Source organism: Pseudomonas sp. RIT411, from assembly GCF_003057735.2.
Taxonomy (GTDB): Bacteria; Pseudomonadota; Gammaproteobacteria; order Pseudomonadales; family Pseudomonadaceae; genus Chryseomonas; species Chryseomonas oryzihabitans.
This window is the reverse complement of sequence record NZ_QBIZ02000004.1, coordinates 268,457-288,977: the sequence shown is the minus strand read 5'-3', so window position 1 is coordinate 288,977 and position 20,521 is coordinate 268,457. Positions and strand designations below refer to the sequence as shown.

The following is a 20,521-nucleotide window of genomic DNA, read 5'->3' as shown; positions in this document are numbered from 1 at the left end:
ACCTGAAACTCAGGTGTTAAGGGCGCCCTCACCCCAGCCCTCTCCCAGGGGGAGAGGGGGCGGTTTGGAGCGTGGCTTCGACACCGTGGCTCCGTAGCGTGGAAAACGGCGCAGCCTTTTCCACCTGAAACTCAGGTGCCAAGGGTGCCCTCACCCCGGCCCTCTCCCTGAGGGAGAGGGGGTTACAACTTCAGCGTACTACCCCTTCCTCGCGCAATACCTTGAAGATGGCGGCGGCTGCGGCTTCGGGGGTCAGGTCCTTGAGGACCTGGCCGCCGTCGCCGGAGGCCTTGGCCGTGGCGGCCTTGAAGCGGTCGGCGGCGGTCTTGGCCTTGATCACCTTGAGGCGCTTGGGGCGGGCCTTGGCGGGCTGCAATTCGCCGCTGTCGAACAGACTGTCCTGCACGATCTCGGTGGTCTCCACCTGCAGCTCGCCCCGCCGGGCCGGGCCAAAGGCGCTTTGTCGTGGCGCCGGGGCGGCGCTGTCGACGCTGGCGACGAAGGGCAGCCGTACCCGCAGCCGACGGCGCTGACCACGCGGCAGGGCCTGGAGTACGGTCGCCTGGCCACCTTCCACGGCTTCCACCGCGGCGAGGCCGACCACCAGCGGCCAGCCAAGGGTCTCGGCCAGCAGATAGGGCAGCAGGCCCGAACCTTCGCCGGTTTCCGCCTGGCTGCCGGTCAGCACCAGGCCGGCGCCAACGTCGCGCAGGGTATCGCCGAGCGCTGGCAGGGCATCGGCGCCTGGTGGTTGTTCCAGTACGTGCAGGGCCGGCACGCCCATGCCCAGATAGCCGCGCAGGGCCTCTTCGGCGGGATCGCCGGCGTGCAGCACGCGCAGCTTGTCGCCCACCAGGCGCAGGCCGAGTTCTACCGCGCGGGCATCCTGTTCCGCCCGCCGGGCCCGCCCGGAGGTGGGGTGGGCGCCAACGGAGACCAGGGCCACGACCTTGACGCCGTCCAGCGACGGCAGCTTCTGCTCAGGCGACATCCTGCAACTCCCCTGCCCGCTGTTGTTCGACCAGCCGCGCCAGGGCGGCCAGGATGGCGTCACCATTGCCGATCACCGAAAGATCGGCGCGCTTGATCATGTCGCAACCCGGATTGGTATTGATGGCGATGACCTTGTCGCAACTGGCGATGCCCTGCAGATGCTGCACGGCGCCGGAGATGCCCACGGCCAGATAGACCCGGGCGGTGACCCAGGTCCCGGTCGCACCAACCTGACGATTGCGCGGCATATGGCCGTCGTCCACCGCGACCCGCGAGGCGCCTTCGGTGGCACCGAGGATGGCGGCGGTGCTGTGGAACAGACTCCAGTCGCGGATACCGTTGCCGCCGGAGAGGATGAATTCGGCCTCGCCCAGGGGAATCTGCATGGGATCGACCGCCACTGGGCCGAGGTCCTCGATGCGTGGCAGGTGGCGGGCGATGTTGCCGCCGAGGGTGACCGGCAGGACCTCGTGACGGGTCTCGCCGACCGGCTCCGCGCACTCCGGCAGAGCCAGCACCAGGCGCGGCAGCGGCTGCTGCAGATCCTGGCGACCGGCACCGGCGCGGCCGGTGGCCAGACCGTCCTTGACCTGCCAGACGCGGGTGGCGGGACGCTCGTGCAGGGCCGCGCCCAGGCGCCGACCCAGTTCGCCGCCACCGCTGCGGCTGTCGGGCAGCAGCCAGTGACGCGGCTGCAGTTCGTTGTCTACCGCACGCAGCGCCAGCACCCGCTGTTCGGGGGCATAGCCCTGGAATTGCTCGCCGTCCAGATGCAGCAGGCGATCCGCGCCGGCGGTATCGAAGGCGGTTTCCTTGACCTCGCCGAAGACCACCGCCAGCACGGCACCCTCGGCGCCGGCCAGTTGCCGGGCCAGGCCCAGCAGGTCGCGGTCGTGGGCGGTCAGACGACCGCTGACCAGGTCCGGAACCACGGCGATGTAGAAGGCCGGTTCGGCGATGCGGTGCAGCGGCAGCTGTTCTTCCACCGCCTGGGCGGCGCCACGGCGACCGCCGCCCTGCTGGGCGCCGCTGCGATCGATCCGCTTGACGCCCTGGGGGCCGACGAAACCGGCCGCCGCGGCATGGGGATTCTTGCGGACCAGGCCATTGGGGCCCATCCAGCGGACTTCGGCCTCGGCGCTGCTGGCGATGCTCGCGTGCAGGGGATGCAGACGGTTACGCGCGATCCACTCGCGGCGCGGATCGCGACGGATGATGCTCATGTTGGGCGCTCCGTTTGGAAATGGCCGGTGAGGTGCGCGGTGGGCCCCTCACCCCAGCCCTCTCCCCTGAGGGGAGCGGGGGTAAAAGAAAAAAGCGGCAGGCCTGCCAGATGGCTTTTCCCGGTGCTGCAGGCGAACGCCAGAACTGGCCGGACACCGGTAGCCATCCCCTCTCCCCTCGGGGAGAGGGCTAGGGTGAGGGGGCTACCAAACCCACTCACGACAGCGCCTCCGCGACCGGCCGACGCGCAGCCGCAGGCTTGCTGTCCACCGGCGCCTCGACGATGGCCTCGGCCACCAGTTCGGCGATGTCCTTGATCTCCGGACGCGGGGCGACCACGCCTTCCAGCATCAGGGTGCACTGGGGGCAGCCCACGGCCACCAGCTCGGCGCCGGTTTCCTTGATGTCGGCCATGCGCATGTCGGGGATCCGCTGCTTGCCGGGGATGTCGGTGATGGGGGCTCCGCCGCCACCGCCGCAGCAGCGCGAACGGAAGCCGGAACGCTCCATCTCCTTGACCGCGATGCCCAGCGCCTTGAGCACCGCGCGCGGCGCCTCGTACTCGCCGTTGTAGCGGCCCAGGTAGCAGGGATCGTGATAGGTGATGGTAGCGCCCTGCTCGGCCAGGGCGTGCTGGCCGAGGTGCAGGGTGCCGCGGCTGAGCAGGGTCTCGATGAAGGTGCTGTGGTGCTGCACCTGGTAGTTGCCGCCCAGGGCGCCGTATTCGTTCTTGAGCACGTGGAAGCTGTGCGGATCGCAGGAGACGATGGTCTGGAAGCGATACTTGCCCAGGGTCTCGATGTTGCGTCTGGCCAGTTGCTGGAAGGTCGCCTCGTCGCCCAGGCGACGGGCCACGTCACCGCTGTCGCGCTCTTCCAGGCCGAGCACGGCGAAGTCCACCTTGGCCGCCTTGAGCACCTTGACGAAGGCACGCAGGGTGCGCTGATTGCGCATGTCGAAGGCGCCGTCGCCGACCCAGAACAGCACCTCGGCCTGGCCCTTGTCCTTCATCAGCGGCAGGTCCAGGTCGGCGGCCCAGTTCAGGCGGCCACCGGGGGCGAAGCCGCCGGGGTTGTCGGTGGCGATGAGATTTTCCAGCACCTCGGCGCCCTTGTTCGGCGTCTCGCCGCGTTCCAGGGTCAGGTGCCGGCGCATGTCGACGATGGCATCGACGTGCTCGATCATCATCGGGCATTCCTCGACGCAGGCGCGGCAGGTGGTGCAGGACCAGAGGGTCTCGGCATCCACCAGGGCCTTGCCCTGGCGCGCCACGATCGGCAGGTGCGGACCGCCAGCGTGCTCGCCGACCGGCTTGCCGGGATAGGGCGAGCCGAAGTAGCGGGCATCGCTGCCGCCCTTGAGGCCGACGACCATGTCCTGGATCAGCTTCTTGGGATTGAGCGGCTGGCCGGCGGCGAAGGCCGGGCACATGGCTTCGCAGCGACCGCACTGGACGCAGGCGTCGAAGCCGAGCAGCTGGTTCCAGGTGAAGTCGGCGGGTTTTTCCACGCCCAGCGGCGCCTTGGGATCGTGCAGGTCCAGCGCCTTGAGACCGCTGGAGCGGGCGGCGCTGGCGTTGTGCGGGGTGCTGAAGCGCTCGGCGCGACGGTGCCAGGCCAGGTGCAGGGCACCGGCGAAGGCGTGCTTGATGGGACCGCCCCAGGTCATGCCGAGGAACAGTTCGGACACGCCCCAGGCCACGCCCACCGCCAGCACCGCGGCCAACAGCCAGCCTCCGAAGTCCGGCGGCAGGATGCCGGCGACCGGCAGGGTGGCGATGAAGAAGCTCGCGGCAAAGGCCAGCAGACTCTTGGGCAGGCGCATCCAGGGGCCCTTGGACAGCCGCGCCGGCGGATTGCGGCGGCGCTTGGCGACGAACAGGGCGCCGGTGAACATGCAGGCGGTGGCCGCCAGCAGCGCCCAGCCGAGGATGCGGCTGTGCAGGCCGAAGCCATGCACCAGGATGGCCAAGAGCGCCGCCAGGACGAAGCCGCCGGCGGTGGCCACGTGGGTCTTGGAGATGTACTTGTCGCGGTCGACCACGTGGTGCAGATCCACCAGGTAGCGCCGCGGCATCTTCAGCAGCCCGCCCAGCCAGTCGACCTCGGCCGGACGCCCCTGTCGCCAGAGGCTGAAGCGGCGCACGGCACCGATCACGGTGAGGGCCAGGGCGGCGAAGAGCAGGATGGGGAGGATGGTACTGAGCATTGCGGGTCTCCCTACGGGACCTCGGGTGGCGGCGGATCACCTCCTCTCCCTGGGGGGAAAGCCGAGATGGAGAGCCCGCTTTGACGCCAAGGCGTCAGCTGGGCCCCTCACCCCCGCCCTCTCCCTCAGGGAGAGGAGGCTGTCCGTGCCGACCGGACGTTGCGAACCCTCACGGGGCGTGTCTTAGAAGTCCTTGCACAGGCGCAGGGCGTCGTAGATGGCGGCGTGGGTGTTGCGCTGGGCCACGCAGTCGCCGATCCGGTAGAGCAGGTAGCCGTTGCCGGTCTCGCCCAGTGCCGGCTGCGGCTCGATGGCGAACAGCGCCTCGATGTCCATCTGGCCCTTGTTGCGCGAATCTTCCTTGAGGGCGTAGTAGAGCCCCTCGTCCGGGCGCACGCCGTTCTCGATGACGATCTGGTCGACCACGCGCTCTTCGCGGGCGCCGGTGTATTCGTTCTCCAGCACCGCGACCTTCTTGTCGCCCTCGGCGTAGACCTTTTCCAGCATCAGGTCGCCGGTCATGATCACTTCCTTGGGATAGAGGCTGCGGTAGTAGGTCGGGAAGGTGGTCCCGCCGATGGCCACGCCCGGCTTGATGTCGTCGGTGACGATCTCGACCTGGGCGCCCTTGTCGGCCAGGTAATCGGCCACCGACATGCCGGTGAATTCGCAGATGGTGTCGTACACCAGCACGTTCTTGCCCGGTTCGACCTTGCCCGAGAGGATGTCCCAGCTGCTGACGACCAGGCCGTCGGCGGCGTGCCAGTGATCGACCTGTTCCAGGAAGGGATGGCCGCCGTTGGCCAGGATGACGATGTCCGGGCGCAGGTCGAGGATGGTCGCCGGATCGGCGGCGGTGCCCAGACGCAGGTCGATGCCCAGGCGCGCCAGTTCCAGCTGGTACCAGCGGGTGATGCCGGCGATCTGGTCGCGCTGCGGAGCACGGGAGGCCAGGGTGATCTGGCCGCCGAGTTGCTCCTGCTTCTCGAACAGGGTGACGTCGTGGCCGCGCTCGGCCGAGACGCGCGCGGCCTCCATGCCGGCCGGGCCGCCGCCGACGATGACCACCTTGCGCTTGGGCCCGGTGGACTTCTCGATGATGTGCGGCAGGCCCATGTATTCGCGGCTGGTGGCGGCGTTCTGGATGCACAGCACGTCCAGGCCGTTGTACTGGCGGTCGATGCAGTAGTTGGCGCCGACGCACTGACGGATCTGGTCGATCTGCCCCATCTTGATCTTGGTGATCAGGTGCGGATCGGCGATGTGGGCGCGGGTCATGCCGACCATGTCGACGTAGCCGCCCTCCAGGATACGGGTGGCCTGGTTCGGGTCCTTGATGTTCTGGGCGTGCAGCACCGGTACGTTGACCACTTCCTTGATGCCCGCGGCCAGGTGCAGGAAGGGCTCCGGCGGATAGGTCATGTTGGGGATGACGTTGGCCAGGGTGTTGTGGGTGTCGCACCCCGAGCCGACCACGCCGATGAAGTCGAGCATGCCGGTGTCGCTGTAGTACTTGGCGATCTGCTTCATGTCGTCGTGGGACAGACCGTCCGGGTGGAATTCGTCGCCGGTGATGCGCATGCCGACGCAGAAGTCGTCACCGACCTCGGCACGCACGGCCTTGAGCACCTCCATGCCGAATCTCATGCGGTTCTCGAAGCTGCCGCCCCATTCGTCGGTACGCTTGTTGACCCGCGGCGACCAGAACTGGTCGATCATGTGCTGGTGCACGGCGGACAGCTCGACGCCGTCCAGGCCGCCGGCCTTGGCCCGGCGGGCGGCCTGGGCGAAGTTGCCGATCACCCGCCAGATCTCTTCCGGCTCGATGGTCTTGCAGGTGGCGCGGTGTACGGGCTCGCGGATGCCCGACGGCGACATCAGGGTCGGCCAGTGGCCGCCGTCCCAGCGCGAACGGCGCCCCATGTGGGTGATCTGGATCATGATCTTGGCGCCGTGCTTGTGCATGGCGTCGGCCAGATTCTGGAAGTGCGGAATGATGCGGTCGGTGGACAGGTTGACCGAACTCCACCAGTGCTGCGGGCTGTCGATGGCGACCACCGAGGAACCCCCGCAGATGGCCAGGCCGATGCCGCCCTTGGCCTTCTCTTCGTAATACTTGACGTAGCGCTCGGTGGTCATGCCGCCATCGGTGGCATAGACCTCGGCGTGGGCCGTGGAGAGTACGCGGTTGCGGATGGTGAGCTTGCCGATCTGGATCGGCTGGAACATTGCTTCGAAGGCCATGACCTTCTCCTCGATCGGCTGGTGCGCGGTCTTGAGCCGCGCTCTTGCTCTGGGGTGTCGCTGGGGTGGCGGCGAGCGGGTCGGCGGCCACCCGGGGGCGGGACGTTACTTCGGCCGGGTGACGAACAGGCCGTCGTCGTGGCCTTCTTCGGAGCCGCTGTATTCCTGGACGGTGACGGTGCGGATGGCACTGCCCTTGGCGGCCAGGATCTGGTCGATGGCGCCGGAGAACCAGCCGGTGAACATGTAGTCGACCTTGCGATTGACCTTGCCGTAGACGTAGACGAAGGCGGAGTGCTTGAGCTTGACCTCGGCATGGCCGGTGTCCAGGTCGAGCTTCTGGGTCTCGAACAGGCCCCAGCCGCGCTGCGACAGGCGCTTCATGTAGTGCTCGAACACCGCGGCGCCGTGGATGCCATGGCACTCGGCTTCCTTCTCGCACCAGTGCCAGGCGGACTTGTAGCCGGCCTTGTAGAGGATCTCGGCGTATTTGTCGGCGCCCAGGACTTCTTCGATACCCATGTGGTTGTTGACGAAGAAGTGCCGGGGTACGTACAGCATCGGCAGGGCGTCGGTGGTCCAGACGCCGGTTTCGTCGTCGACCTGGATGGGCATTTCGGGGGCGTGGCTGGCCATGTGTGGAGCTCCGATTCGCTAATACGTATCTAAAAAAAGGTGTGGGTGAATGCCTGTGGAGCCGTAGCGAGCGCGCCGCTGGCAAGGAGTCCCGCAGCGCCAGGTGAGAGCAGTACCGAGGTACGGCGAACCTGGCGCGAGGACGCGACGCCGCTAGCGGTGTGCGCAGCAGGCTCCAGAGGTGTTCACTACTCGCCCCAGACTTCGCCGAGGATCCTCATCCAGTTCTCGCCCATGACCTTGCGCACGGTGCGCTCGGGCATGCCGCGCTTGAGCAGGGTCTCGGTCAGGTTGGGGAATTCGCCCACGGTGCGGATGCCCAGCGGGTTGACGATCTTGCCGAAGTTGGTCAGGCGACGGGCGTAGCCCTTGTCGTGGGTCAGCCACTCGAAAAAGTCATGGCCGTGGCCCTGGGTGAAGTCGGTACCGATACCGATGGAGTCTTCGCCCACCAGGTTCATCACGTACTCGATGGCCTCGGCGTAGTCGTCGATGGTCGAATCGATGCCCTTGGCCAGGAAGGGGGCGAACATGGTCACGCCGACGAAGCCGCCGTGGTCGGCGATGAACTTGAGTTCCGCGTCCGACTTGTTGCGTGGATGCTCCTTCAGGCCCGAGGGCAGGCAGTGGGAGTAGCAGACCGGCTTCTTCGACTCGAGGATGACTTCCTCGCTGGTCTTGGAGCCGACGTGGGAGAGGTCGCACATGATGCCGACGCGGTTCATCTCGGCGACGATCTCGCGACCGAAGCCGGACAGGCCGCCGTCGCGCTCGTAGCAGCCGGTGCCCACCAGGTTCTGGGTGTTGTAGCACATCTGCACGATGCCCACGCCGAGCTGCTTGAAGATCTCGACGTAGCCGATCTGGTCTTCGAAGGCATGGGCGTTCTGGAAGCCGAACAGGACGCCGGTCTTGCCCTGGGCCTTGGCCTGGCGGATCTCGGCGGTGGTGCGCACCTGGACCACCAGGTCGCTGCACTCGCGGATCAGCTTCTGGCTCGCGGCGATGTTGTTGACCGTGGCCTGGAAGCCCTCCCATACCGAGACGGTGCAGTTGGCGGCGGTCAGGCCACCCTTGCGCATGTCTTCGAAGAGTTCGCGGTTCCACTTGGCGATGATCAGCCCGTCGATGACGATGCTGTCGGCGTGGAGTTCGGTGGCATTCATGACGGGCTCCGGCGTTGGTCTCGCGCCGGAACGGGTGCCGGCGATTCGAGGCCAGCATAGCCCCGGGGTCCTGGCCGACCGGATGCAAAAACGACAGGGGTATCACCAGAAGCGTCAGTGAGCGGGTCGGCCTACCCCGGCGGCAGGCCGGCAGCCGCCGCCGCAAGCTCCGGCGCCGACGACCGGTGCGGCCGGTCTTCCCGCGGACTCAGGCCGAAGCGCTGGCGGTAGCAGCGGGAGAAATAGGACGCGGACTCGAAGCCGCAGGCCAGGGCGACGTCCAGCACGCTGGCCTCCCCCTGCTGCAGCAGCTGGCGGGCCCGGTCCAGGCGCAACTGCAGATAGAAGGTGGAGGGGGTCGTCTGCAGGTGGAGGCGGAACAGCCGCTCCAGCTGGCGGCGGGTCACCTGGATGCCGGCGGCCAGCTCCAGGGTGCCCAGGGGCGTCTCGGTGTGGCGCTCCATGCGCTCCACCACGCGGATCAGCTTGCGATTGGCGATGCCGTAGCGCTGCGCCACCTGCAGCCGCTGGTGCTCGCGCGGCGGGCGAATGCGCCCGAGCACGAATTGCTCGGAGACCTGCACCGCCAGTTCGCTGCCGTGGCTGCGACCGATCAGTTCCAGCAGCAGGTCGAGGCTGGCCGTGCCGCCGGCGCAGGTGATGCGGCCGCGGTCAATCTCGAACAGCTCGCCGGTCACCTCGAGCTGCGGCCAGGCTTCGCGAAAGGCCGCCACCGCCTCCCAGTGCAGGGTGATCCTATGGCCGTCCAGCAGTCCGGCACGCGCCAGCACCAGGGCACCGGTGTCGATCCCGCCCAGGGGATGGCCGTGGCGGGCGACCTGGCGCAGCCAGCTGGCGAGGCCGTCGTCGTAATGGGCCAGGGGCTCGAAACCGGCCACCACGAACAGGGTGGTGCCCGCTTCCAGGGCATCGAGGCCACTGTCGACATTGACCGACATGCCGTTGCTGGCGGTCACCGCCGCGCCCTCGCGACCGAGGATGCGCCAGCGGTAGCTGCCCGGACGAAAGCGGTTGGCCACCCGCAGAGGCTCCAGGGTGGCGATGAAGCCCAGGGCGGAAAAGCCGGGCAGCAGGAGAAAGGCAAAGGACTGCGGCATGGGTGGGGCGTCCTCGGTAACGGTTGGCTTGGGCAAGCAAGAAGGTCGCCAGGGTGCAAATTCCGGTCGTCGGGCTGCACATGGCGGCGGGGCGAGGCGCCTAGGGTAGAAGGCAACCGGCAGTCATCCCCGCCCGCCGCCCCAGGGAGTTCGTCATGCCCAACAAGACCCTAAGCGCCACCCTCCTCGCCTGCGGCCTGCTGGCCGCCACCCTTGGCAGCGCCCGCGCCGCCGATCCCGACAGCTGCCAGACGGTACGGATGGGCATCGTCGGCTGGACCGACGTGGTCGCCACCAGTGCCCTGGCCGAGGTCATGCTCGAAGGCCTCGGCTACGGCGTGAAGCCGACCACTGCCTCCCAGCAGATCATCATGGCGGCCATGGGCGACAAGAATCTGGATGTGTTCCTCGGCTACTGGCAGCCGACCATGCAACCGGTGGTGCAGCCCTTCGTCGACAAGGGCCAGGTCAAGGTACTCACTCCGCCGCTGCTGGCCGATGCCCAGTCCACCTACGCGGTGCCCGAGTACGTCTACCAGGGGGGCCTGAAGACCTTTGCCGACATCGCCCGCTTCAAGGACAAGCTCGGCGGCAAGATCTACGGCATCGAGCCGGGCAGCGGCGCCAACCGCGGCACCGCCGAGATGATCAAGACCGACCGTTTCGGCCTCAAGGACTTCCAGCTGGTGGAGTCCAGCGAGGCGGGCATGCTCACCGCCGTGCGCCGCGCCGAGAAGTGCAAGGAATGGATCGTCTTCTTCGGCTGGAAGCCGCATCCGATGAACCTGCAGATCAAGATGCGCTACCTGACCGGCAGCGAAGACGTCTTCGGCCCCAACGAAGGCCAGGCCACGGTCTCGGTGGTGACCACCGCCGACTATCCGCAGCGCTGCGCCAACGTCCAGCGCCTGCTCAGCAATCTGCACATGGACAGTGCCGAGGTCAGTGCCGTGATGGCGCCCATCCTGGAGCGCACCGCGCCCAAGGACGCCGCCCGCGCCTGGCTCAAGGACAACCCGCAACGCCTCGACGCCTTTCTCCAGGGCGTGACCACCCGTACCGGCCAGCCCGCCGCTCTCAAGCTCTGATCGCCCAAGGACAGACCCCATGAACACCGATGTCATCGTCACCTGCGCCCTGACCGGCGCCGGTGATACCGTAGGCCGCAATCCCCATGTCCCCGTTACCCCGGCGCAGATCGCCGCCGCCGCCCTCGAAGCGGCCCGCGCCGGCGCCACCGTGGTGCACGCCCATGTGCGCGATCCCGCCACCGGCAAGCCGAGTCGCGACGTGGCGCTCTATCGCGAGGTGGTCGAGCGCATCCGCGAGGCGGACGCCGAGATCGTCATCAACCTCACCGCCGGCATGGGCGGCGACCTGGAGATCGGCCCGGGCGAGACGCCCACCGACTTCGGCCCCGGCTCGGACCTGGTCGGTCCCCTCACCCGCCTGCTGCATGTCGAGGAATTGCGTCCGGACATCTGCACCCTGGATTGCGGCACCCTCAACTTCGGCGACGGCGACTTCATCTATGTCTCCACCCCCGCGCAACTGCGCGCCGGGGCCAGGCGCATCACCGAACTGGGGGTGAAGGCCGAGCTGGAGATCTTCGACACTGGCCACCTCTGGTTCGCCAAGCAGTTGCTCAAGGAGGGCCTGCTGAAGGATCCGCTGTTCCAGCTGTGCCTGGGCATTCCCTGGGGCGCCCCGGCCGACACCACCACCATGAAGGCCATGGTCGACAACCTGCCGACGGGCGCCTGCTGGGCCGGCTTCGGCATCGGCAGGATGCAGATGCCCATGGCCGCCCAGGCCATGCTGCTGGGCGGCAACGTCCGCGTCGGCCTGGAAGACAATCTCTGGCTGGACCGGGGCGTCCACGCCACCAACGGCAGCCTGGTGGAGCGGGTCATCCAGATCATCGAACGGCTGGGCGGACGCGCCATGAGCCCGGCCGAAGGGCGGGACCGGATGCAGCTGGGAGGTGCCCGATGAGCGCCGTCTTCGCCGCCCTCGGCACCGGCGTGATCGGTGCCGGCTGGATCGCCCGGGCCCTGGCCCGCGGCCTGGACGTCCGTGCCTGGGACCCGGCACCCGGTGCCGAGGCCGCCCTGCGCGAGCGCCTGGCCAATGCCTGGCCGGCGCTGGAGGCCCAGGGCCTGGCGCCCGGCGCCAGCCTGGAGCGCCTGAGCTTCCATACCGACCTGGAAGCCGCGGTGGCCACTGCCGACGTCATCCAGGAAAGCGCGCCCGAGCGTCTGGACCTCAAGCGCGACCTGCATGCCCGGGTCAGCCGGGCGGCGCGGCCCGACGCCCTGATCTGCTCCAGCACCTCGGGGCTGCTGCCCAGTGACTTCTATGCCGACGCCCAGCACCCCGAGCGCTGCCTGGTGGGCCATCCCTTCAACCCCGTCTACCTGCTGCCGCTGGTGGAGGTGGTGGGTGGCAGCCAGACCTCGACGGCCAACCTGGAGCGCGCCGAGGCCTTCTATCGCGAGCTGGGCATGCGGCCGCTGCGGGTGCGCAAGGAGGTGCCCGGCTTCATTGCCGACCGCCTGCTCGAAGCCCTGTGGCGCGAGGCGCTGCACCTGGTCAACGACGGCGTCGCCACCACCGGCGAGATCGACGACGCCATCCGCTATGGCGCCGGCCTGCGCTGGTCGTTCATGGGCACCTTCCTCACCTACACCCTGGCCGGCGGCCCGGCGGGCATGCGCCACTTCATGCAGCAATTCGGCCCGGCACTGAAGCTGCCCTGGACCTACCTGGAAGCCCCGGAGCTGACCGACGGCCTGATCGACGCCGTGGTCGAGGGCACCCAGGCCCAGCAGGGCGACCTGGAACTGGCGGCGCTGGAGCGCTATCGCGACGACTGCCTGCTGGCGGTGCAGGCGGCCATCGCCGACTGCAAGACACGCCACGGGATTCGGGACTAGGAGAAGGGTCATGCTGATCCACAGCACCACCGTCGCCCCCGAGTGGGTCGACTACAACGGCCATCTGCGCGACGCCTACTACCTGCTGATCTTCAGCCACGCCACCGACGCCCTGATGGACGCCATGGGCCTGGACGCCGCCGGCCGCGCCGCCAGCGGGCACTCGCTATTCACCCTGGAGTGCCATCTCAACTTCCTCCATGAGGTGAAGGCGGACGCCCAACTGGAGGTGCGGGCGAGATTCCTGGCGCTGGATGCCAAGCGCCTGCACCTGCACTTCGGGCTGTATCGCGAAGACGAGGCCGAGCTGCTGGCGGCCTCCGAGCAGTTGCTGCTGCACGTGGACCTAGCGGGTCCTAAATCGGCGCCCTTCGCCCCCGCGGTACACGACTGGCTGGCGACCCGGCTGGCGGCGCAGCGGGACGCGCCCTGGCCGGAGCACGTTGGGCGGGTCATCGGCCTGCCGCCCGCGAGAAAATGACCAACGACCCCAAGGATCCAGCGGAGTCACCCTGACATGAGCGCCATCGCCGACTTCAGTACCTATAAAGTCATCAGCCCGATAGGCAGTGCCCGAGGCGACGATACTCATGTCACCGTTCACTGGCTGGATGGCCGAACCAGTCCTTACCATCTGCTCTGGCTCAGGGACAACTGTCCCTGCTCGCGCTGTGTCTATTCCGTTACCCGCGAGCAGGTCGTCGAGATCCTGGATATTCCCGAAGACATTCAGGCCGCCCGGGTGACCCTCACGGATGACGGCAATCTGGACATCCTCTGGCAAGACGGGCATGCCAGTACCTACGACGCGGGTTGGTTGCGCGCCCACGCCTATGACGAGGAATCCCTCGCTGAACGGGAACGGCTGAAGCCGAAGAAAAGGCTCTGGGGCAGCAGCCTGGCTGTTCCAGCCTTCCATTACACCGACGTAATGGCCGACGACGCCGCGCTGCTGGCCTGGCTGCTGGCAGTGAGAGATACCGGCCTGTCCCTGATCCACGGCGTGCCTACCGAAAGCGGCGCGCTCGTCCCCGTGGCGAAACGCATCTCCTTCATCCGGGAAAGCAATTTCGGCACGCTCTTCGATGTCCAGTCCAAGGTCGATGCGGACAGCAACGCCTATACCGCCTTCAACCTCCCGCTGCATACCGATCTGCCGACCCGCGAGTTGCAACCCGGTCTGCAATTCCTGCACTGCCTGGTCAACGACGCACGCGGCGGCAGCAGCACCTTCGTCGATGGTTTCAAACTGGCGGAAGTGCTCAGGGAAGAAGACCCGCAGTCCTTCGAGATCCTCACCAGCCTGCCCATCGAATTCCGCAATCGGGGCAGGTCTTCTGACTATCGCTACCAGGCGCCCATCATTGCCCTAGACGAAAACCAGGAGGTGACGGAAATCCGCATGGCGAATTTCCTGCGTGGCCCCTTCAGTACCCCGCCCGCCACCATGCCGCTGCTCTACCGCGCCTACCGTCGCTTCATCGCCCTGACGCGGGACGATCGCTTCCGCTATCGACAGCGACTCGAAGCGGGTCAGCTGTGGTGTTTCGACAACAGACGCGCCCTGCATGCCAGGGATGAATTCGACCCTGCCAGCGGCGCACGTCACTTCCAGGGCTGCTATGTCGACAGAGACGAATTGCACTCCCGGATTCGCGTGCTGCAACGATGAGCCAGCCACCGCTGTCGGCGGACATGGCCGCCTTCGTCGCGGCCAGCCAGGCCTTCGCCACGGCCGACCCGGATATCCAGGCCCAACGCCAGGCCTATACGCGCCTCTGCGCCGCCCTGGCACCGGCGGACTATCAGGGCCTGGCGGTCAGCGATCACCGCGCCGGCGACGTGCCATTGCGGTTGGTGGCGCCGCGGGAGCCCACCGCTGACCGTCCCGCCCTGCTCTATCTGCATGGCGGCGGCTGGATGCTCGGTGACCTGGATTCCCACGGCTTTCTCGCCGCGCGCCTGGCGCGGCGCCTGGGGCTGGCGGTGCTGCTGGTGGACTATCGCCTGGCGCCGGAGCATCCCTATCCCGCCGCCCTGGACGATGCCCGCCAGGCCTGGGACTGGTTGCAGCGGGAAGCCTCGACCCTGGGGCTGGACCCGACCCGGCTGGCGGTGGCCGGTGACAGTGCTGGCGGCAATCTTGCCGCCGCCCTGTGCCTGGCGCTGCGGCAGCAGGGGCGTGCCCAGCCCCGGGCCCAGGCGCTAATCTATCCGGCGCTGACCGCGCGGGTGCTGCCCAGCGAACGCCGGCAGGCCGCGGCGCCGTTGCTGAGCGCGGCCGACTGGCGGGCGTGTCTGGAGGTCTATCTGCCTCGCCAGGCGCAGCGCCGGGAGTCTCTCGCCCTGCCCCTGGAGGCTAGCGATTGCAGTGGACTGGCGCCGGCCTTTGTCGCCGTGGCCCGGCGCGATCCCCTGGCCGACCATGGCCGCGCCTATATCGCCGCCCTGCGTGCCGGCGGAACGCCCGGTCGCCTGTGGCAAGGCGCCGGTCTGCTGCACGGCGCCCTGCGCGCCCAGGGTCGGCGGGCCGAGGCGCTGCGCGAGGCCCTGGAGCGCTTTCTCGCGGGCGAACTGGGCGCCCTGCCCCCTGCTGACCTGGCAAAAGACAAAAAAAAACCTCAACCGCTGGAGACGGAAGAGGTTCAAACGCCCTGATGGGCCTCAGTGTGTAACCGGGGGTTGCTCGGCTCTGGTGGCGAACAACCGGAAAATGTCGTTGATAGGCGCCATTCTAACCGCGAACGTCGCTCTTGACCCTGCGGCAGATTGTCCGGGCATGACGTCGTAATAAACCTACATTGCCTGGCTGGCGGGCGCGGTGCTTTCCAAAAACGACATCCGGCTATGCGGCGACGCCAGCCCGGCTTGCCGTCTGCGACGCCGATGGGAGAATCCAGGCATTCCACCGGAGAGGGCAGCACCATGATGATCGCCGACTTGATCGACCAGGACGACTTCCGCGACCGCCTGCGTGCGCTGGGTTTCAACGTGACGCCCGCGGCCACCGCGGACGAGGCCTGCCGCCAGGCGGTGACGGGACTCAACCAGGAGCGCGCCCAGGCCTTGCGGCAACTGATCCAGGAATTGCTGTCCGGCAGCGCGGCGCTGCTGCCGGCGGTGCGCCAGGCCATCGACCAGCAATTGCTGCCAGCCCTGGCCCAGCCGCGCGGCTAGCAGGCGCTAGGGCCGCAGCAGACTCAGCCGACCCAGCAGCGGCAACCGGCCCAGACTCCGCAACGGCGGCGTCAGCAGGCGCTCACCCTGGCGGGCGAAGATGGCCGCCAGCGGCGTATGCAGGCCCAGGCTGATGACGGCCAGGGCTAGCGCCAGACCGCCGATATAGTCATCCGAGCCCCAGTGGGCGCCGGCCACCAGGCGCGGCAGCATGAACAGCACGGCCAGCGCGGCCACCATCAACCGGCGTCCGCCGCGGGTGAAATGCGCCATGAACAGCGCCCAGAGCAGCAGCACCGAGGCATGGTCGCCGGGAAAGCTGGCGCCGGATCTGTCCTTCAATTCCCAGCCGTGCTCCAGTCCGGGAAAGCGATCGCTGAGCAGATAGGCGCCCGAGAGCACATCGGACGGACTGGAATGCTGCAAACCCCAGGCTTCGATGCCCTTGGTCAACAGCGTTCGCACGATCAGCAGGATCACCAGCAGGCCGATGAAGGCCGCCAGCGCCGGGCGCACCTGCCGGGCCGGATAGGCCCAGCCGCCACGGACCAGGAGCGCCAGCAGCACCAGGCCAACGAGGGCATCCACCGGTCTCAGGCTGAAGAAGGTCCAGAGGTAGAGCCAGGCGGTGGACTGGGCCAGGGGCGCGTTGAGGGCATGGAACAACCCGGCGTCGAAGGCCAGCAGCTGGCTGCGCACACCCGGAATCAGCCAGAGCAGCAACAGGCCCAGAGCCAGTCCCTGGCACAGCGCCAGGCGGCGCCACTGCCAGGTGGAAGCGAAGAGTGGAGCGTTCATCAAGGTCTCTTTTCACGAAAATTTCACGAATAGACCCGCTCGACCTCGATAACGTCACACTTTGTTACAGCCAGATGATGCAACACTCCTTTGCAGTCACCGCGTCAACCAAAGAAGGCCAGGGCCTCCTCTACCACCAGATCCGGTAGCTCTTCCGCCAGGTAATGCCCGCCCGGCAAGGCGCGGCCGCTGACCTGGGTGGCCACCTGGCGCCATTCGGCGAGGGGATCGAAGCAGCGCCCCACGGTGCCTTCCGCACCCCAGAGTATGCGTAACGGCAATTCCAGCCGGCGCCCGGCATCCAGATCGGCCTGGTCATGCGCCAGGTCGATCCCGGCGCTGGCGCGATAGTCCTCGCAGATACCACGGGCAGTGCCGGGCAGGCTCAGGCAGCGCAGGTATTCGGCCAGCACCTCCGGCGGAAAGGGCGCCAGGCCAGCGCTGCGGGTACCCATCACGCCCTTGAGATAGCCTTCCGGATCGGCTTCGATCAACCGCTCCGGCAGCGGCGCCGGGCGGATCAGAAAGAACCAGTGCCAGTAGGCGCGGGCGAAGGCCTCGTCGGTCTGCCGATACATGGCCAGGGTCGGCGCGATATCCAGCAGCAGCAGTCGCTCCACCGCCGCGGGATGATCCAGCGCCAGGCGATGAGCGACCCGGGCGCCGCGGTCGTGGGCCAGCACGGCGAAGCGCTCATGGCCCAGCAGGCGCATCAGCTCGACGTTGTCCCGCGCCAGGGTGCGCTTGCTGTACGCCTCGGCACCCGCCTCCGGCTTAGCGCTGTCGCCATAGCCGCGCAGATCGGCGGCCACCAGGGTGAAACGCTCGGCCAGCCGCGGCGCTACCTTGTGCCACATGACCAGTGTTTGGGGATGACCGTGGAGCAGCAGCAGCGCCGGGCCCTGGCCGCCGACGCGGCAATTGAGCTCGACGCCGTTGACGCTCAGCCGCCGCTGTTCGAATCCCGCGAAGAGGCCGTCCATCTCAGGCCAGGGCCGCGGCGATGGCCTGCCCCAGGCTTTCGGTGGTGCCCTGGCCGCCCAGGTCGCGGGTCAGGGGCGCCTGCTCGGGACCCTGGCGCAGCACCGCCTCGATGGCCGCCACCACGGCAGCGCCGGCTTCGGCATGGCCGAGGTGCTCCAGCATCATGGCGCCGCACCAGATCTGGCCGATGGGATTGGCGATACCCCGCCCGGCGATGTCCGGCGCCGAGCCGTGCACCGGCTCGAACAGGCTGGGGAAGGTGCGTTCCGGATTGATGTTGGCCGAGGGCGCGATGCCGATGGTGCCGGTGCAGGCCGGACCCAGGTCGGAGAGGATGTCGCCGAACAGGTTGCTGGCCACCACCACGTCGAACCAGTCCGGGTGCAGGACGAAGTTGGCGGTGAGGATGTCGATGTGGAACTTGTCCACCGCCACCTCCGGATAGGCCTTGCCCATCTCTTCCACGCGCCTGTCCCACCAGGGCATGGTGATGGCGATGCCGTTGGATTTGGTGGCCGAGGTCAGCTTCTTGCGCGGCCGCTGCTGGGCCAGGTCGAAGGCGAACTTGAGGATGCGGTCGGTGCCGTGACGGGTCATCACCGTTTCCTGGATCACCACCTCGCGTTCGGTGCCCTCGAACATGATGCCGCCGACGCTGGAATACTCCCCTTCGGTGTTCTCGCGCACCACATAGAAGTCGATGTCGCCCGGCTGACGATTGGCCAGGGGCGCCTTGACCCCGGGCATCAGCCGGCAGGGCCGCAGGTTGACGTACTGGTCGAAGCGGCGGCGAAATTGCAGCAGCGAGCCCCAGAGGGAGATGTGGTCGGGCACCACGTCCGGCCAGCCGACGGCGCCAAAATAGAGGGCGTCGTAGTCCTTGAGCGTCTCGAACCAGTCGTCCGGCAGCATCTTGCCATGGGCCTGGTAGTACTCGGCGCTGGCGAAGTCGAAGTGGTCCCACTGCAGCGAGAGGCCGAAGCGGCGGGCGGCGGCGTCCAGCACGCGGATGCCTTCGGGCATGACTTCCTTGCCGATGCCGTCTCCGGCGATGACCGCGATCTTGTGGGGCTTGGACGCTTGCATGGACGTTCTCCGGCAGTCTGGGTGAGATGGACCCAGTGTAGTCCTGCGCCAGGGGCGTACAATCCCGCCACAGGGAAAGCCATTCTTAACCTGGGATCAAGAATCTTGTCCGCCGATGACCTCGCCTTCTTTGTCCGCCTGGCTGGCCACCCCAGCCTGACCGCCGCCGCCCGGGAACTGGGCCTGTCGCTGGCGGCCGTCAGCAAGAGACTCACCGCCCTGGAGCGCCGGCTGGGCGTGCAGCTGATCCGCCGCACCACGCGACGCCTGGACCTGACCCCGGAAGGCCTGCGCTATCTGGAAGGCGCCCGTCCGCTGCTGACTCAGCTGGAGGATCTTGAGGCCGCGGTTGGCCGACCCGATGCGCCCCTGAGTGGCACGCTCAATCTCAACGCCACCTTTGGCTTTGGCCGCCGCCACCTGGCGCCGTTGCTGTCGGACTTCGCCCGCCGTCATCCCGAGCTGGAGCTCAACCTGCACCTTTCCAGTCATCCGGTGAATCTGCTGGACGGCCCCTTCGACCTGGACATCCGCGTCGGCGAGCCGCCGGACGCCCGGGTCATCGCCCATCGCCTGCTGGACAACCGCCGCCTGCTCTGCGCCGCCCCCAGCTACCTGGCCCGGGCCGGCGTGCCGGAAAGCGTGGCCGACCTGGCGCACCACAACTGCCTGGTGCTGCGCCAGGACGCCGGCGACTACGCCGTCTGGCGCTTCACCAAGGGCGGCCAGCATTTCGCCCAGAAGGTCCGCGGCAGCCTGAGCAGCAACGATGGCGAGGTGGTGGTGCGCCTGGCGCTGGAGGGCCACGGGCTGATCCTGAGATCGGAATGGGACGTGGCCGAGCTGATCGCCAGCGGCGCCCTGGTGCCGCTGCTGACCGATCACGAGGCATCGGCGGCGGCCATCTATGCGGTGCACCGCCAGCAGCGCCACGTGCCGCGCCGACTGTCGGAACTGATCCGCCACCTGGCACGGGAGCTGCCCGCGCGGTTGGGACGCTAGGGCTGCACGAATCTTCCAGACCGACATCAGGTCAGTAACTAGACTGAAAGGCCCGAAAGCCCCCTTCTCTCGCCATGGCCGACGATCACTGGATCCAGCTGCAGCAGGACGCCGAGACCGGCATCGAGACCCTGCGCGCCCATTTCGAGGGCCATGCCTATGACCCGCACTGGCACGACGCCTATCTGGTGGGCTACACCGAGCAGGGCCTGCAGCAATTCCACTGCCGCGGCCAGCGCCACCTGAGCACCCCCGGCCAGGTCTTTCTGCTGGAGCCCGGCGAACTGCACGACGGCCAGGCGCCGGAAGCCGAGGGCTTCACCTATTCCATGCTCTATCTCGATCCGCAGTGGCTGGCGCGCGAGCTGCAGGGCTTGCATGGCGACGGCCGACCCCTGGGCGAACCCGGCTTTGCCCGGACCCTGGTGGCGCAGGCCGAGCTGCATCGCGCCGTGGCCTGGGCCCATGAGGTCCTGAGTCGTCCGGAATTGCGCATCGTCCGCCAGAGCGCGCTGGACGCCCTGCTACTGCGCCTCCTGCCGCAACTGCAATGGCGCGCGCCCCAGGCCGGCGATCCGCGGCTGCCCCAGGTGGCCCTGCGCGCTCGCGACTTCCTGCATGCCCATCACCATGAAGACATCGGCCTTGAGGAGCTGGCCAGGGCCGCCGGGGTGGACAGATTCCGCCTGACCCGCGCCTTCAAGGCCGCCTTCGGCCTGGCGCCCCATGCCTATCTGGTACAGCTGCGCCTGTCGCGTGCACGCCGCCTGCTGGCCGATGGTCTGTCGCCGGCGGAGACCGCGGCCGCCCTGGGCTTCGCCGACCAGAGTCACCTGGGGCGCTGGTTCCGCCGCGCCTATGGCCTGACCCCGGCGGCCTATCGCGCGCGCTGCTCGAATCTTCCAGACCGCTAGCGGCAAGGCTTGCGACCCTGGTGGCTCAGTCCTCT

General features: G+C 68.0%; 19 protein-coding genes. 9 read left to right on the top strand and 10 right to left on the bottom strand.

Annotated features, from left to right (window positions below; genetic code table 11):
* Positions 1-190 precede the first annotated feature (190 nt).
* The 7 genes from DBY63_RS08905 to DBY63_RS08875 all read right to left on the bottom strand — a co-directional run bounded on the left by DBY63_RS08905 (position 191) and on the right by DBY63_RS08875 (position 9,589).
* Positions 191-964, bottom strand: a complete 774-nt coding sequence (locus tag DBY63_RS08905) for an electron transfer flavoprotein subunit beta (protein WP_171991206.1) — start codon at positions 962-964, stop codon at positions 191-193.
* A 16-nt stretch (positions 965-980) separates the two neighbouring features.
* Positions 981-2,216 (bottom strand): electron transfer flavoprotein subunit alpha/FixB family protein, encoded by a 1,236-nt coding sequence (locus DBY63_RS08900; protein WP_108582256.1) that lies wholly within the window; start codon positions 2,214-2,216, stop codon positions 981-983.
* Between the two features lie 217 nt (positions 2,217-2,433).
* The gene (gene dgcB, locus DBY63_RS08895) at positions 2,434-4,425 is read right to left on the bottom strand and encodes a dimethylglycine demethylation protein DgcB (RefSeq protein WP_108582255.1); all 1,992 of its coding nucleotides are present in this window, start codon (positions 4,423-4,425) and stop codon (positions 2,434-2,436) included.
* Between the two features lie 183 nt (positions 4,426-4,608).
* Entirely contained in the window at positions 4,609-6,669 is a 2,061-nt protein-coding gene (dgcA, locus tag DBY63_RS08890; RefSeq protein WP_027597312.1) for a dimethylglycine demethylation protein DgcA, read from the bottom strand.
* A gap of 105 nt (positions 6,670-6,774) precedes the next feature.
* Complete coding sequence (locus DBY63_RS08885; RefSeq protein WP_027597311.1) at positions 6,775-7,305, bottom strand: DUF5943 domain-containing protein; 531 nt, start codon at positions 7,303-7,305, stop codon at positions 6,775-6,777.
* Positions 7,306-7,493: 188 nt separating this feature from the next.
* The gene (locus DBY63_RS08880; protein WP_108582254.1) at positions 7,494-8,471 is read right to left on the bottom strand and encodes a dipeptidase; all 978 of its coding nucleotides are present in this window, start codon (positions 8,469-8,471) and stop codon (positions 7,494-7,496) included.
* A gap of 131 nt (positions 8,472-8,602) precedes the next feature.
* The gene (locus tag DBY63_RS08875) at positions 8,603-9,589 is read right to left on the bottom strand and encodes a GlxA family transcriptional regulator (RefSeq protein ID WP_042135111.1); all 987 of its coding nucleotides are present in this window, start codon (positions 9,587-9,589) and stop codon (positions 8,603-8,605) included.
* A gap of 155 nt (positions 9,590-9,744) precedes the next feature.
* On the opposite strand from DBY63_RS08875, the gene choX reads away from it, so the two are divergent.
* The 7 genes from choX to DBY63_RS08840 all read left to right on the top strand — a co-directional run bounded on the left by choX (position 9,745) and on the right by DBY63_RS08840 (position 15,702).
* Positions 9,745-10,677, top strand: coding sequence for a choline ABC transporter substrate-binding protein (gene choX / locus DBY63_RS08870; protein WP_108582253.1), 933 nt, complete (start codon positions 9,745-9,747; stop codon positions 10,675-10,677).
* A gap of 19 nt (positions 10,678-10,696) precedes the next feature.
* Entirely contained in the window at positions 10,697-11,584 is an 888-nt protein-coding gene (locus DBY63_RS08865) for a 3-keto-5-aminohexanoate cleavage protein (RefSeq protein WP_108582252.1), read from the top strand.
* Entirely contained in the window at positions 11,581-12,525 is a 945-nt protein-coding gene (locus DBY63_RS08860; RefSeq protein WP_077171280.1) for an L-carnitine dehydrogenase, read from the top strand. Before DBY63_RS08865 ends, DBY63_RS08860 begins: the two co-directional genes overlap by 4 nt.
* Before the next feature lie 10 nt (positions 12,526-12,535).
* Positions 12,536-13,006: a thioesterase family protein gene (locus DBY63_RS08855; RefSeq protein WP_074583248.1), complete on the top strand. Its 471-nt coding sequence runs from the start codon at positions 12,536-12,538 to the stop codon at positions 13,004-13,006.
* A gap of 36 nt (positions 13,007-13,042) precedes the next feature.
* Positions 13,043-14,197 (top strand): gamma-butyrobetaine dioxygenase, encoded by a 1,155-nt coding sequence (locus tag DBY63_RS08850; protein WP_108582251.1) that lies wholly within the window; start codon positions 13,043-13,045, stop codon positions 14,195-14,197.
* Positions 14,194-15,183 carry an alpha/beta hydrolase gene (locus tag DBY63_RS08845; protein WP_256594366.1) on the top strand — a complete coding sequence of 330 codons (990 nt, stop codon included), beginning with the start codon at positions 14,194-14,196 and terminating at the stop codon, positions 15,181-15,183. The genes DBY63_RS08850 and DBY63_RS08845 overlap by 4 nt, the downstream gene beginning before the upstream one ends.
* A 267-nt stretch (positions 15,184-15,450) precedes the next feature.
* The gene (locus DBY63_RS08840; protein WP_007160239.1) at positions 15,451-15,702 is read left to right on the top strand and encodes a hypothetical protein; all 252 of its coding nucleotides are present in this window, start codon (positions 15,451-15,453) and stop codon (positions 15,700-15,702) included.
* 6 nt (positions 15,703-15,708) lie between these two features.
* Here DBY63_RS08840 and DBY63_RS08835 read toward each other — a convergent pair whose 3' ends face one another.
* The 3 genes from DBY63_RS08835 to DBY63_RS08825 form a co-directional block, all read right to left on the bottom strand.
* On the bottom strand, positions 15,709-16,500 hold the full coding sequence (locus DBY63_RS08835; protein ID WP_027597303.1) for a phosphatase PAP2 family protein: 792 nt from the start codon (positions 16,498-16,500) through the stop codon (positions 15,709-15,711).
* A 104-nt stretch (positions 16,501-16,604) separates the two neighbouring features.
* Positions 16,605-17,483, bottom strand: a complete 879-nt coding sequence (locus DBY63_RS08830) for an alpha/beta hydrolase (RefSeq protein WP_108582250.1) — start codon at positions 17,481-17,483, stop codon at positions 16,605-16,607.
* Position 17,484: 1 nt separating this feature from the next.
* The gene (locus DBY63_RS08825) at positions 17,485-18,570 is read right to left on the bottom strand and encodes a tartrate dehydrogenase (protein ID WP_108582249.1); all 1,086 of its coding nucleotides are present in this window, start codon (positions 18,568-18,570) and stop codon (positions 17,485-17,487) included.
* Between the two features lie 105 nt (positions 18,571-18,675).
* On the opposite strand from DBY63_RS08825, the gene DBY63_RS08820 reads away from it, so the two are divergent.
* Together DBY63_RS08820 and DBY63_RS08815 are read left to right on the top strand one after the other, a co-directional pair.
* Positions 18,676-19,572: a LysR family transcriptional regulator gene (locus tag DBY63_RS08820; protein WP_027600568.1), complete on the top strand. Its 897-nt coding sequence runs from the start codon at positions 18,676-18,678 to the stop codon at positions 19,570-19,572.
* 74 nt (positions 19,573-19,646) lie between these two features.
* Positions 19,647-20,486, top strand: coding sequence for an AraC family transcriptional regulator (locus tag DBY63_RS08815; RefSeq protein WP_027600567.1), 840 nt, complete (start codon positions 19,647-19,649; stop codon positions 20,484-20,486).
* The last annotated feature ends 35 nt before the right edge of the window (positions 20,487-20,521 follow it).

What these genes read in the sequence shown, in the direction of transcription:
- DBY63_RS08900 (WP_108582256.1), bottom strand. Translation starts at nt 2,216, where the DNA reads ATGAGCATCATCCGTCGCGATCCGCGCCGCGAGTGGATCGCGCGTAAC.
- DBY63_RS08850 (WP_108582251.1), top strand. Translation starts at nt 13,043, where the DNA reads ATGAGCGCCATCGCCGACTTCAGTACCTATAAAGTCATCAGCCCGATA.
- DBY63_RS08860 (WP_077171280.1), top strand. Translation starts at nt 11,581, where the DNA reads ATGAGCGCCGTCTTCGCCGCCCTCGGCACCGGCGTGATCGGTGCCGGC.
- DBY63_RS08825 (WP_108582249.1), bottom strand. Translation starts at nt 18,570, where the DNA reads ATGCAAGCGTCCAAGCCCCACAAGATCGCGGTCATCGCCGGAGACGGC.
- choX (WP_108582253.1), top strand. Translation starts at nt 9,745, where the DNA reads ATGCCCAACAAGACCCTAAGCGCCACCCTCCTCGCCTGCGGCCTGCTG.
- DBY63_RS08840 (WP_007160239.1), top strand. Translation starts at nt 15,451, where the DNA reads ATGATGATCGCCGACTTGATCGACCAGGACGACTTCCGCGACCGCCTG.
- dgcA (WP_027597312.1), bottom strand. Translation starts at nt 6,669, where the DNA reads ATGGCCTTCGAAGCAATGTTCCAGCCGATCCAGATCGGCAAGCTCACC.
- DBY63_RS08885 (WP_027597311.1), bottom strand. Translation starts at nt 7,305, where the DNA reads ATGGCCAGCCACGCCCCCGAAATGCCCATCCAGGTCGACGACGAAACC.
- DBY63_RS08845 (WP_256594366.1), top strand. Translation starts at nt 14,194, where the DNA reads ATGAGCCAGCCACCGCTGTCGGCGGACATGGCCGCCTTCGTCGCGGCC.
- DBY63_RS08875 (WP_042135111.1), bottom strand. Translation starts at nt 9,589, where the DNA reads ATGCCGCAGTCCTTTGCCTTTCTCCTGCTGCCCGGCTTTTCCGCCCTG.
- DBY63_RS08880 (WP_108582254.1), bottom strand. Translation starts at nt 8,471, where the DNA reads ATGAATGCCACCGAACTCCACGCCGACAGCATCGTCATCGACGGGCTG.
- DBY63_RS08865 (WP_108582252.1), top strand. Translation starts at nt 10,697, where the DNA reads ATGAACACCGATGTCATCGTCACCTGCGCCCTGACCGGCGCCGGTGAT.
- DBY63_RS08855 (WP_074583248.1), top strand. Translation starts at nt 12,536, where the DNA reads ATGCTGATCCACAGCACCACCGTCGCCCCCGAGTGGGTCGACTACAAC.
- DBY63_RS08815 (WP_027600567.1), top strand. Translation starts at nt 19,647, where the DNA reads ATGGCCGACGATCACTGGATCCAGCTGCAGCAGGACGCCGAGACCGGC.
- dgcB (WP_108582255.1), bottom strand. Translation starts at nt 4,425, where the DNA reads ATGCTCAGTACCATCCTCCCCATCCTGCTCTTCGCCGCCCTGGCCCTC.
- DBY63_RS08835 (WP_027597303.1), bottom strand. Translation starts at nt 16,500, where the DNA reads ATGAACGCTCCACTCTTCGCTTCCACCTGGCAGTGGCGCCGCCTGGCG.
- DBY63_RS08830 (WP_108582250.1), bottom strand. Translation starts at nt 17,483, where the DNA reads ATGGACGGCCTCTTCGCGGGATTCGAACAGCGGCGGCTGAGCGTCAAC.